The 13026-nt window shown below is 40.5% G+C and carries 12 protein-coding genes; 7 read left to right on the top strand and 5 right to left on the bottom strand.

Going from position 1 to position 13026, the window contains the following annotated elements:
- Nucleotides 1-91 precede the first annotated feature (91 nt).
- The gene (locus tag O3617_RS05760) at nucleotides 92-676 is read left to right on the top strand and encodes a hypothetical protein (RefSeq protein WP_371449116.1); all 585 of its coding nucleotides are present in this window, start codon (nucleotides 92-94) and stop codon (nucleotides 674-676) included.
- A gap of 8 nt (nucleotides 677-684) precedes the next feature.
- Nucleotides 685-1263 carry a hypothetical protein gene (locus O3617_RS05755; protein ID WP_371449115.1) on the top strand — a complete coding sequence of 193 codons (579 nt, stop codon included), beginning with the start codon at nucleotides 685-687 and terminating at the stop codon, nucleotides 1261-1263.
- A gap of 109 nt (nucleotides 1264-1372) precedes the next feature.
- On the opposite strand, the gene O3617_RS05750 is transcribed toward O3617_RS05755, so the two are convergent.
- From O3617_RS05750 to dapF, 4 genes are read right to left on the bottom strand one after another with little or no spacing between them, the layout of a single operon-like run.
- Nucleotides 1373-3352 (bottom strand): fructose-specific PTS transporter subunit EIIC, encoded by a 1980-nt coding sequence (locus tag O3617_RS05750; RefSeq protein WP_371449114.1) that lies wholly within the window; start codon nucleotides 3350-3352, stop codon nucleotides 1373-1375.
- 40 nt (nucleotides 3353-3392) lie between these two features.
- Complete coding sequence (pfkB, locus tag O3617_RS05745; protein ID WP_371449113.1) at nucleotides 3393-4301, bottom strand: 1-phosphofructokinase; 909 nt, start codon at nucleotides 4299-4301, stop codon at nucleotides 3393-3395.
- Between the two features lie 35 nt (nucleotides 4302-4336).
- Entirely contained in the window at nucleotides 4337-5731 is a 1395-nt protein-coding gene (locus O3617_RS05740; RefSeq protein WP_371449112.1) for a Na+/H+ antiporter NhaC family protein, read from the bottom strand.
- A gap of 1 nt (nucleotide 5732) precedes the next feature.
- A complete protein-coding gene (dapF, locus tag O3617_RS05735) occupies nucleotides 5733-6566 on the bottom strand; it encodes a diaminopimelate epimerase (protein ID WP_371449111.1) in 834 nt (277 codons plus the stop codon).
- A 207-nt stretch (nucleotides 6567-6773) separates the two neighbouring features.
- On the opposite strand from dapF, the gene ptsP reads away from it, so the two are divergent.
- Both ptsP and O3617_RS05725 read left to right on the top strand, forming a co-directional pair.
- Nucleotides 6774-8501 carry a phosphoenolpyruvate--protein phosphotransferase gene (ptsP, locus tag O3617_RS05730; protein ID WP_371449110.1) on the top strand — a complete coding sequence of 576 codons (1728 nt, stop codon included), beginning with the start codon at nucleotides 6774-6776 and terminating at the stop codon, nucleotides 8499-8501.
- Between the two features lie 114 nt (nucleotides 8502-8615).
- The gene (locus O3617_RS05725; RefSeq protein ID WP_005377050.1) at nucleotides 8616-8876 is read left to right on the top strand and encodes an HPr family phosphocarrier protein; all 261 of its coding nucleotides are present in this window, start codon (nucleotides 8616-8618) and stop codon (nucleotides 8874-8876) included.
- A 45-nt stretch (nucleotides 8877-8921) separates the two neighbouring features.
- On the opposite strand, the gene O3617_RS05720 is transcribed toward O3617_RS05725, so the two are convergent.
- The gene (locus O3617_RS05720) at nucleotides 8922-9200 is read right to left on the bottom strand and encodes a metal-sensing transcriptional repressor (RefSeq protein WP_005377006.1); all 279 of its coding nucleotides are present in this window, start codon (nucleotides 9198-9200) and stop codon (nucleotides 8922-8924) included.
- Nucleotides 9201-9399: 199 nt separating this feature from the next.
- Here O3617_RS05720 and O3617_RS05715 point away from each other — a divergent pair, with 199 nt between their 5' ends.
- From O3617_RS05715 to argH, 3 genes are all read left to right on the top strand, one after another.
- A complete protein-coding gene (locus O3617_RS05715) occupies nucleotides 9400-10200 on the top strand; it encodes a transglycosylase domain-containing protein (protein WP_371449109.1) in 801 nt (266 codons plus the stop codon).
- A gap of 184 nt (nucleotides 10201-10384) precedes the next feature.
- Entirely contained in the window at nucleotides 10385-11596 is a 1212-nt protein-coding gene (locus tag O3617_RS05710) for an argininosuccinate synthase (RefSeq protein ID WP_009661511.1), read from the top strand.
- Nucleotides 11596-13023, top strand: coding sequence for an argininosuccinate lyase (gene argH, locus O3617_RS05705; RefSeq protein WP_371449108.1), 1428 nt, complete (start codon nucleotides 11596-11598; stop codon nucleotides 13021-13023). The genes O3617_RS05710 and argH overlap by 1 nt, the downstream gene beginning before the upstream one ends.
- Nucleotides 13024-13026: the final 3 nt, after the last annotated feature.

The raw sequence follows: 13026 nt of genomic DNA, 5'->3' as shown, positions 1-13026 counted from the left end.
CGAGAGAATATTAGACTTATGTATACATTTCTTAATAAAATATGGTATGCTTTGGGTAATTTATCCGAGTTTTGTTTTTTTAGGAGAGAACATGTTTAGAAAATTCCTATTAGCATGTATAGTGATGGCTACTTTTACCATGCAAATTCAAGCTATTTCAATTAATGAATTAAATAGTTCACCGCAATTTAAAAATGTGTATCAAAAATCGTATCCCTATGAAGGAGGTTCTATACAAAATAAGCTGGTAAGTTATTTAAATACATATTCTGTAGAGTCTCTAGAATACGCAGCACCGTACTATAAATTAAAAGGTACTTTTTATGTTGTTTATGAAACTCCTCGAAGTACATCTATTACAGAATATGAATTAACTGCTTCGTACGATACGAATTACTCATTAGGGTCCTTAATACAAGCTATGAATCTTGTAAAACCATCAGCATCTATGTACGCCGTGATTAAGGCTGCACAGGATAAATCAGGGATACAAGTCGAGTTACAAGAGGTGAAACGATATAATGTAGACGGTACAGAGGTTATTAGTAAAGTTCCTTTAGAACATCAATTACGTCCATTAGATCGTGGTCGGTTTGATGAAGACTTATTTGCTGTAGCAGACGCTATGTTTACTGTAGCGTATCAGCAGCATTTTGACGACATTGTAGTGAAATGAGGTGCCTTATGAAACGTTTTTTATTTCTTATGGTACTAGTATGCGTTTTGTGTGCTTCTTTTAACACCGTGAAGGCTGTGTCCAATTCTGAGTTGCAAGATACTAGTCGTTTTGCCCGGATTCTATCTAAAGGTGATACAGGTGGTGGAGATGGTAAATATATTGAATTAAGCACTATTCGAGATAACTCTACAAATGCGCATACAAAAAATATAGAGGCTAAGATATATGTTGTGTTGCCTTCATCTGATTTAATTAGGGAATACATGGTTCGTTATGACTATGACTTAAACCTTTCCTTTGCTAATATGGTAGCCAAGGCACCACAGCTAAAAACAAGGATGCCAGATTTTTCTTTAAATGAAATATGGAATATAAAAATGATGGAATCTGGTATTGTAGGGACGGTACTAAATCAACAGGATTACACTCTTAATGGTGAAAGTAAACCAACACAACCAGCTCTTAAAGGCTATGAGAATGTTACATTCTTAACGCCTACGGACTTTGATTTTGAAAGCTATCATGTTGCTAATCGCATATTTAAAATGGTATATGGTACATTTTATGATGATGTAGTTAGATAATCTATAAATACAAACACCCTATGTCAGTATTGTGACATAGGGTGTTTTGCATACATTAGTTATTAGTCAGTTATTTATAATTATTAAACTAATTAGTCTAATGATGATATTATTTTTTGAGTTTTGGTTTTACAATAGCCAAGATAATACAAGCCACAACGGAACCGATTGCAATGGATGCAAGGTAAAGAAGTGGGTTACCGATTGTTGGCACTACGAAGATACCACCATGAGGTGCACGCAATGTACATTCAAAGAACATGGATAATGCACCAGCTGTACCAGCACCGATGATGCAAGAAGGCAATACTCGGATAGGGTCAGCTGCAGCAAATGGGATAGCGCCTTCAGTGATGAAGGAAAGCCCCATGATGTAATTTGTAATACCAGATTTACGTTCTGCTTCTGTGAAGCGACTAGGGAAGAATGTTGTACAAAGGGCAATCGCCAATGGAGGAACCATACCACCAGCCATAACAGCGGCCATGATGCCATATTCACCAGTTGCAAGAGCACCTGTGCCGATAACATAGGCTGCTTTGTTTACAGGACCACCCATATCAACAGACATCATAGCACCGAATACAAGGCCTAATAATACGCGACTAGTAGTACCCATTGTTTGCAAGGAATTCATAAGCCATTCGTTCAAGGCGGATACTGGTGGATTGATGATAAATGTAATAGCAATGCCGATGAACAATACACCTAGTACAGGGTAGAAGAGTACTGGTTTTGTACCTTCTAATGCTTGAGGTAATCCAGATACGAGTTTCTTAACTAAAAGTACTAAGTAACCTGCTGCAAAGCCTGCAATCAAGGCGCCGAGGAAACCGGAGCCACCTTGGTTTGCCAACAACCCACCAACGAAACCAGCTACAAGACCTGGACGGTCTGCAATACTCATAGCGATATAGCCAGCTAGAACTGGTAACATAAATCCGAAGGAAGCACCGCCGATTTTCATTAGGAATGCGGATAATGGTGTACCAGAACCAAAGTTTTTAGCATTAGCTGGATCAAATGTGTCAAAAAGGAATGCGAGAGCGATTAGGATACCGCCGCCGATAACGAATGGCAACATGTGAGATACGCCATTCATCAAATGCTTGTAGATTTGACGACCCAAACTATCCGCCGCATCAATGGAAGAGGCAGCACTGTCTTTATCCGATTGAGACGCATGGTATACCGGTGCTGTACCAGACATAGCTTCACGCAATAATTCTTCTGCTTTATTAATGCCGTTTGCCACTTTCGTTTGAATCATAGGTTTGCCATCAAAACGAGCCATTTCAACTTGGCGGTCAGAAGCGACGATGATGCATTTAGCATGCTCTATTTCTTCGGCTGTAAGTGCATCCTTAATGCCAGAGGCACCATTTTTTTCTACCTTTAAAGAGATGCCCATTTCCTTAGCTTTACGTTCTAAGGATTCGGCAGCCATGTATGTATGAGCAATGCCGGTAGGACAGCCTGTAACAGCTAATACTTCGTAATGTGGATTATCTACAGATACCTTAGGAACCACTATTTCCATAGCCTCTGTAGCTTTTGCTTCGACAGCATCGGTAATGCTTGGTGCTTTTTCAGCTTCCGTCTTGATATAGCCTTCTACAGATGGATCAAAGTTGCCTTCTTCTTTGGCAGTGATAAGTTCTAAGAAACGGTCAACTGTAGCAGCTTGGATGAGAGCGTTTTTGAAGTCCGGATCAATTACCATAGTTGCTAATTTGCTCAATACCTCTACATGAGTGTCTGCAGCGCATTCTGGGGCTGCAATCATGAAGAATAGGCGAGATGGTTGTCCATCGAGGGCCTCGAAATCAACACCGTTAGGAACGACCATAGCAGCAAGGCCAGCCTCTTTTACGCCTATTGATTTAGCATGTGGTGTGGCGATACCGTCGCCAAGGCCAGTAGAACCAGATTCTTCGCGGGCAAAGACAGCTTCTAAGTATTCTGCCTTGTCAGATAGGTTGCCGCCTTTATCCATTAAATCACCTAGAGTGTAAATGGCATCCGCTTTGTTAGTTGGTGATGCATTTAGCAGGATTGATTGGGGCTTTAATAAATCAGTAATCTTCATGTGTGTACTCCTTACTGTACATATATAATGAATAATAAAATTAACGAATGGTGTTAAGCAAGGCGAGGACATCGTCCTTAGTGGCTAGATTCTCCGAAAAGGCCGAAGCAGAGCCTGTAGCAATGCCCCAATAGAGGGCTTGTTGTAAATCTTGGGTATTGAGGTATCCTGTCATAAAACCGGCCACCATAGAGTCGCCGGCACCTACGGAGTTGATAAGAGTCCCTTTAGGTGCAGGACTTGTATAGACTGTACCATCAGCTGACACCAAGATAGCACCATCGCCAGCCATAGAGATGAGCACATGTTGTGCACCTTGGGATTGTAATTCCTTAGCGGCAGCCACTAAATCGTCCTTTGTAGATAATGTACGTCCGAAAATTTCGCTTAATTCGTGATTATTTGGTTTGATTAAAAATGGTTTGTATGGCAATACACGGGTTAATAAATCTTTAGTTGCGTCTACGACGATACGAATATGTTTATGGGCTAAGCGCTCCATAATGATTTCGTACATATCGCTTGGAAGGCTAGACGGAATACTGCCTGCCAAGATTAATGTATCTTGATCTGTTAATGCATCGAGTTGGGCATATAAGGCGAGCAGCTCATCGTCTGCGATGATAGGACCACGACCGTTGATTTCCGTTTCTTCATCGGATGCTTTTACCTTAACGTTAATGCGGGTCAAACCTTCTTTGAGGCGGATGAAATTTTCACGGACACCAAATTCATTGAGCTGACGCACGATTTCGTCACCTGTAAAACCAGCGATAAACCCAAGTGCCGTCGTATCCATACCTAGGTTATTGAGTACGATTGACACATTGATGCCCTTGCCGCCACCCAGTACATATTCTTGTTCAGTACGATTGATAGTGCCAGGGTTTAAGTGGTCTAAGCGAACGATATAATCCAATGCTGGATTGAAAGTAATCGTATAAATCATAAGTTTTCCTCTATGTTTCGTAAAAATAGAATGTATTAATGGATTCGTTGTTCCTTGCATCGCAAGCGATACCAGTAGATGAGTGGTACTAAGTATAAGAAGAACGCAAAGGGTACGTAACCGGCAGGCGAGACATCCATCATAATGACCGGCACGAGAGCCGCAATATTCCAGGGCTGTAAGGCTGCAATAAGAATGCCGCTATTTTCAAAGTCTAGCATAACATCTTCGTCATGAATGCGTTCCTTTGCATAGGTGGTACGCATAATCGAATGTGTCATGATTACCGCAATTGCTTGACTACAACCAAGAGCACCTGTAATAAATGCAATTAGTACATTCGACGCAAAGAGTTTGGCACGTCCTGATACATGTTGTAATAGGCTGCGAATATCATTCCAAAAACCAACGCCTTCGAGCATGCCGGAAATGGAACAAGCCATGAATATAGATAGGGTTGGTATCCACATCGTTTGTAGCCCCCCGCCATGGATAATATCCGATAGCGGATTATAATCCGGAAGATGGAACCCCAATACGGTAAATTGCAACATATCCATTACTGTATAATTTTGATGGATAACTGCGAGGATGGCTGCCGCCAGTGCACTAATACCAATAGGCCAGCGTATAGATAGCTTTGTTGGTAATAAACCAATAACGATAAGAACTGGTATCCATAATGTCCAATGGATATTGAAAACGAAATGAATCGTATCTGGTAGATAACTGTTAGTGTAGTCTAGTGGAAACCATAGGGATAAGAGTAGATACAATATACAGCTGATGATGAGAGCAGGTATGCTATCTTTCAACATAATCGGTATATTACTATTTACTTTTGTATGCGTTAGAGCCGCTACGAGAGAGGCGCTAGAGGATAGAGGTGAGTTTCTATCTCCTAAATAAGCGCCTGCCATAATGGCACCTGCTACAATATCAATAGGTAGATTACCGGCTTTGGCAATTGTAATTAGTACAATACCGATAGTGCCCACTGTTCCTAGCGATGTACCTAGTAACATACTCACGCAGGATGTAATTAAAAATGCGCAGATTATGAAAAGATTTGGATTGATTAATTCGATACCAGACGCAATAATCATGGGAATAATCCCTGATGCTTGCCACATGGCTATGAGCCAGCCGATGAGCAAAAAGATTTGCATAACCACGATTGAGGTTTTGGCACTCGTCCAGGACATGCGGAGTAAGTCTTTTGGATTATATCCTTGTCGATACAGAGCATAAGCGAAGCACAACCATACGAGGATTAATGCGTAGCCGATGGGGACACTAAACATGACAGAGGCCAGAATAATGATGATAGAAACGATTAATGATATCAATAGTCCTATATTATTTGGCATCATGGTACGCCCTTGTTTGTATTTTAGGTATGCCTGTAATAGTAATTGTAACCACTTCATATTATTCGATAGGAAGTTCTGTTTCAAATACTTCCTCAGCAGGGCCTGTCATAAGAACCGTGCCATCCTCCAAATAACTGATGTGTAATGTGCCAAGATATAATTCTACATCGACCTCGCGTCCTGTAAGACCTTTTTCATGGGACATAACAGCAGATGCGCAGGAACCTGTACCACAAGCAAGCGTGGCGCCAGCACCGCGTTCCCAAGTGCGGACCTTAATATGGTGGTCGTTTACGACCTCGATATAGTTCACATTTGTATTGGATGGGAATGCATCGTGTTTTTCAAGAATTGGACCTTGTGTTGTAACAGGTGCTTTCGTGATGTCATCCACAAAAACTTCTGTATGAGGTACACCGAGAAGAACGGAACTTACCGTTACTGTTTCGCCATTTACATCGAGGTCTACATCGATGACCTTATCCATGGTTACATTCATAGGAATGTCTTTACTGTTAAAGAAAGGTTTGCCCATGTCTACTGTCACTTGTGTAACAATGCCATTTTCGATGGTCAATGTTGGTTTCATAACGCCTGCTAATGTTTCGATGGTGAAAGTATCTTTTGTAATTTCACCGTGTTCATAGGCATATTTGGCAAAGCAACGAATGCCATTGCCACACATTTCTGCTTCGCTGCCGTCTGAGTTGATGATGCGCATGCGTACATCACATGTATTAGATGGTACAACGATTACAAGACCATCAGCACCGATGCCTGTGCGTCGATCGCAGAGGCGAATCGCAAGATCTGTATAATCTTTATTAGCTCCATGGGAATCAGCAAAGAGAATAAAATCATTGCCGAGACCATGCATTTTTGTTAATTTCATACATACTCCTATTCGTAGTCGCACTCGATTACATGCGACAATTCCCTACAATAGAGTAGACTTTCACTATGATACGCGTGAAAGTCTACGATTAACTATATATAATATAACATTATAACACAGAATAGGGTCTCTCTTTATTGTTCAATGTAAAAATGTTAAAATATAATGTAATGTAGTTTATCGGATATAGAAAGAGGAACACACATGCGAATTCAAGGGATTTCTGGATCTCGAGGCGTTGCTGTTGGCAATGTGTACAAATATATACAAGAAGAAATCGTAATACCTGATTATGAGGTAGCTGATGACCAAGTAGAGGCTGAAATTGGAAAATTTGCTAGTGCTATGGCCGCTACCCTTAAACAATTAGATACGATTCGTCAAAAAGCATTGGTTGATATGGGGGCTGATGAGGCTGCTATTTTTGAAGCTCATATGCAAATCGCACAAGATCCATCCTTGTCTGATGGCATTAAGTCCCTTGTAGAAAATTCAAAGATGAACGTCGTAGCTGCTACGGCGCAAACGATAGAAACCTTTGCGGCTATTTTCATCGGTATGGACGATCCATATATGCGTGAACGTGGTGCGGATATTAAAGATATCGGCGATCGTTTGATGCGTAACATGCTTGGCATGAACCCTCGCGGTTTATCTCATATTTCCGGTGAGGTTATCATCGTGGCTCACGATTTGGCTCCATCTGATACGGCTTCACTAGATAAAAATGTCGTAAAAGGTATTGTAACAGCTGCTGGTGGTCCTACATCTCATGCGGCTATTATGGCGCGCACCTTAGAAATTCCTGCCGTTATGGGTGTCGGTGATATTGAAAGCTTTACTGACGATGTGCGTGCTGTTGTACTTGGCACTGATGGTGAAGTCATTACAGAACCATCCGATGAAGAATGGGACCGTTATACAAAAGAAGCAGCAGATTTCCAAGACGAATTGAAACGCTTGAAGGACTCTGCCAATTTAGAAGCCGTTACAAAGGACGGACATCATGTTGATTTATTCGGTAATATTGGTAAATCTAAAGATGCGGACCATGCGTTGACCATGGGCGCTCAAGGTATCGGCTTATATCGCACCGAATTCCTTTACATGGAAAACGATGAACTGCCTACAGAAGATGTACAGTTTGAACAATATAAACAAGTAGCAGAGAGTATGAAGGGCCAACCTGTCATCATTCGTACCATGGATATCGGTGGTGACAAGGAATTAAAATGTCTAGATTTACCAGAAGAAATGAATCCATTCCTCGGGTATCGCGCCATTCGTATCTCCTTGAATCGACCTGATATTTTTAAGGTTCAATTACGTGCACTCCTTCGGGCCAGTGCATTTGGGGATATTCACATCATGTATCCTATGATTGCATCCGTAGAAGAGGTTAAAGCGGCAAATGCTATGCTCGACGAATGCAAGGAAGAATTAATGGCTGAAGGGATAGCTTTCAATACAGATATCAAAGTAGGTATTATGATTGAGGTGCCAGCGGCAGCCGTTATTTCTCCGATTTTGGCTAAATATGTAGATTTCTTTAGTATCGGTACGAATGACCTTTGCCAATATACATTGGCCGTAGACCGTATGAATGAGGCCATCGGCAATTTATATCAACCATTGCATCCAGCTGTATTGCGCCTCATCAAACACGTAATTGATGCGAGTCACGAACAAGGTAAATTTACCGGTATGTGTGGTGAGTTAGCGGGTGATCCAGTTGCAACTATGATTTTATTGGGCTTAGGACTTGATGAATTCTCTATGACTGCATCATCCATTCCATTGATTAAAAATATTTTACGCTCTGTTACAAAAGCAGAATGTGAAGCATTTGCTCAAAAAGCATTGACTATGAATACAGCTGAAGAAATCACAGCCTATGCAAAATCATTGCTTGCTGAAAGAGGTTTGGCATAGACCATAGCTTTCATAAAAACAAACTTGAATTTGATAGGGGTAAACTGATACAATACCTATATTAATAGCAAAGATATTAGGCGTTTTTGTGCGCTCCGTAGAAAGAGGTAACTCATGAAAGAAGTAACAGTAGAAATCACAAACGAATCTGGTTTACATGCTCGTCCAGCGACTGCATTTACACAATTGGCTGCAAAATTTGCGTCCAAATTGACTATCGCAGCAAATGGTAAAACAGCAGATGCTAAATCCATTTTGACTGTATTAACATTGGGTGCAACAAAAGGCACATCCGTAGTCTTAACTGCTGATGGTGCTGATGAAGATGATGCATTAGCAGCACTTAGCGAGTTCTTAACAACGAACCACGACTAATACGCAAAAGAGGCAATACCCTAATCATTAGGATATTGCCTCTTTTTATTTTCCCATATTGGCAAAGCGCTCTACAGCAACTGTAAAGTCATTGATTGTTTTATCTACATCACCATGTTGTATACCATCGCGTACACAATGGTTGATATGTCCTTCGAGGACCACTTGGCCAACCTTATGCAACGCGGATTTGGCTGCATTGATTTGGGCTAGTACATCTTCACAAGGAATGTCTTCTTCAATCATTCGATCAATAGCTTGCACTTGACCTAAAATTTTACGTAATCGACGATGTAGATTGTCTGAATCCATACACTGTTTCATAATACTCCTCCAATTTGGGCATGCTTCATCATCTTATCTATTATACGACAATATGGTTAACAAATACAATATGTAGAGGTATGCTAAAAATAGATAACTTATGATACAATACAATCAACATATAATTGTATTGTGGGAATGTTATTTGGGAAAGTTTGTATACTTAGAAGTCTGCTAGAAGGCAGGCATAGGTGAATCTATGTTTATATTTCGAATAGTGCGCCGATTAGTTCTTATCATTTGTATATTGCTAGGGGCTATATATGTATATGATACATATCAAAGCTATCAAGGAACAAATCGCGTTAGTAAGGCTCATACAACTGTAGAACAGACAATTGAAGAAAATGAAGATACATTAAGTCGGTGGGAACGCTTGCATCGTATTTTTACCTTCCGAGAAAAGGTTGAAGCCGCGCTTCATCAACGTGTGCCAAAAGATAAATGGGTGAAATCGGAAAGCATTCCAGACAATGCGAAACGTGCTCTTGTGGCTATTGAAGATAAGCGCTATTACAAACACGGTGCCATCGATGTGCTCGGTGTAACGCGTGCCTTTTATGTTAATAGTGTAGCAGGAGAAACAGTTGAGGGCGGTAGTACAATTACCCAACAATTGGTAAAAAATCTATTTTTATCATCTAAACGGACGATGACGCGTAAAGCGGAGGAAGCCATCCTTGCGGTAGAGATGGAGCATTACTATACAAAAGATGAGATTTTAACCATGTATTTGAACACGGTTTATTATGGACATAACTATTATGGTATAAAAGAAGCGTCCGAAGGGTACTTTGGTACCAGCCCTAGTCGATTGACCTTAGGCCAATGTGCAATGCTAGCGGCTTTACCAAATGCACCAACCTATTTGGACCCCTATGAAAATTACAAGGGTGCAAAAGCGCGTCAAAAATTAGTTCTTGTTCAAATGGTAGATCAAGGTATGATATCTCAAGCTGAGGCAGATTATGCATATAAGCAAGAACTTGGTATAGAATAAGATATATTATTCGTAAACGAAATATATTATATAATTGAATAAAATTTCTACTTGCATTTATAAATATGCAGTGATATACTAACACCTGTAGTCGATAAGACATGAAGAATTCATAATGAATTCGTAGTATAATAATAAATGGTATGAATCATACCTAGTATAATTTAGTTTATGAGGTGTTATCATGGGTAAAGCAAATAAAGTAGTACTCGCATATTCTGGTGGTTTAGACACATCCGTTATCATTCCTTGGTTAAAAGAAAATTATGGCGCTGAAGTTATCGCTGTATGCGTAGACCTTGGCCAACCTGAGGATTATGATGCAGTTGAGAAAAAAGCAATCAAATCCGGCGCATCTAAAGCATATATCGTTGATGCTAAAGAAGATTTCGTGAAAGATTATGTATGGCCAACTGTAAAAGCTGGTGCTGTTTATGAAGGTAAATATTTATTAGGTACATCCTTTGCTAGACCTTTGATTGGCAAAATTCTTGTAGATATCGCTAAAAAAGAAGGTGCTGATGCCATCGCTCACGGTGCAACTGGTAAAGGTAATGACCAAGTTCGTTTCGAATTGGCTATTAAAGCGTTGGCACCTAATATGAAAATCATCGCTCCTTGGAGAGAATGGGATTTGAAATCTAGAACAGATTGCATGGAATATGCTGCTAAGCATGATATTCCAGTTGTGGCAACTAAATCTCATCCATATTCCATGGACCAAAATGTATGGCATTTATCCCATGAAGGTGGGGATCTTGAAAATCCAGCAAATGCTCCTAAAGATGATGTATATTTAGTAACACATACACCTGAACAAGCTCCTGATGAAGCTGGTTATGTAACTGTAACTTTCAAAGAAGGCGTACCTGTAGCCGTTGATGGTCAAGAAGGCACTCCTCTTCAATTATTGGAAAAACTCAACGAAATCGGCGCACACTATGGTGTAGGCGTTGTAGATATCGTTGAAAATAGATTGGTTGGTATGAAATCTCGTGGCGTTTATGAAAACCCAGGTGGATCTATTATCATGTATGCTCATAGAGAACTTGAATACCTTTGCCTCGACAGAGCAACATACCACTACAAAGAACTTATTGCTAACAAATACGCTGAACTCGTATATGATGGCATGTGGTTTGCACCATTGATGAACGCGCTACAAGCATTCGTTGATGAAACTCAAAAAACTGTAACTGGTGATGTAAAACTTAAATTGTACAAAGGCAATATTATCTCCGCTGGTGCAACTTCACCATATTCCTTGTACAGTGAAGATTTCGTAACATTCGAAGAAGACGATGTATACAACCAAGCTGATGCAGCAGGTTTCATCAACTTGTTCGGATTACCTCTCAAAATTAATGCTTTAATGAAAGAAAAGGCAGGTAAATAATGGCTAAATTGTGGGGCGGGCGTTTCACAAAAGGCACAGATAAAGCGGTAGAGGATTTTACGTCCTCTATCGCTTTTGATGCGCGGATGTACGCCGAAGATATTGCAGGCAGTAAAGCACATGCTACAATGCTGGCAAAACAAAATATTATCTCCGACGCAGATCGGGACGCTATTGTTGAGGGCTTAACAAAGATAAAAGGCCAAATTGATAAGGGTGAGTTCCCATTCTCCGTGGCTCTTGAAGATATTCATATGAATATTGAAAAACGCCTAACAGATGATATTGGTGAAGCAGGTGGTCGCTTACATACAGGCCGTAGCCGTAATGACCAATGCGCAGTTGATTTACACATGTACGTGCGTAAAGCCGTAGTAGAAATGGGCGAGCTCATTGTCGATATGCAAAAGGCACTCATTGAAACGGCTGAAAAATACAGCGATGTTATCATGCCTGGCTATACGCATTTACAACGGGCACAACCTGTATTGTTCGGTCATCATATGATGGCATACTTCTCTATGCTAGAACGCGACTTTGACCGTTTGTTGATGGTCTTCAAACACGCAGACATTATGCCACTTGGTGCAGGGGCTTTAGCAGGTTCTACGTACGGTATTGATCAAACATATACGCAAGAATTATTGGGTTTCTCCCGTATTTACGAAAATAGTATGGATGCCGTATCTGACCGTGACTATGTGGTTGAATTCTTATCCTTTGCATCTCTTGTGATGATGCATTTGAGTCGTCTTAGCGAAGAACTCATTTTGTGGTCCTCTAATGAATTCAATTTTATTGAACTTGATGATGCGCATTGCACAGGCTCTAGCATCATGCCACAAAAGAAAAATCCTGATGTATGTGAACTCGTTCGTGGTAAAACAGGCCGTACTTATGGCCATTTGTTAGGGCTTTTGACCACATTGAAAGGCTTGCCACTTACTTATAATAAGGATATGCAAGAGGATAAAGAGGGCATCTTTGATGCTATCGACACGGTACACTTTGCATTGTCCATTAATGCGGCGATGATTCGCGGTATGAAGGTCAATGGGACTCATATGAAAGCTGTCCTCGATGACGATTTCTCGAATGCTACCGATATGGCAGACTACCTTGCGAAAAAAGGTGTGCCGTTCCGTGAGGCTCATGAAATTGTAGGCAATGCTGTGCATCATTGTATCGAAAAAGGTTGTGTATTACTTGATTTATCCGTTGAGGATTTCAAAGCAATCTCTCCACATTTTGATGCGGACATTCTAGATGCTATTTCCATTGAAGCTTGTGTAGCAGGTCGTAACAACTATTCTGGTACGGCTCCAGAATGTGTGGAAAGACAACGTAATAATGGTAAGCAAATTATTGCTAACGAAGAAGCACAAATCGATAGCTGGAAATCTATCGTAAACTCTGTACAAGAGTAATGC

The organism is Veillonella sp. 27098_8_77, from assembly GCF_041431535.1.
Classification (GTDB): domain Bacteria; phylum Bacillota; class Negativicutes; order Veillonellales; family Veillonellaceae; genus Veillonella.
Note: the sequence above shows the minus strand (reverse complement) of the source record. Positions and strands in the feature narration are given on the sequence as shown.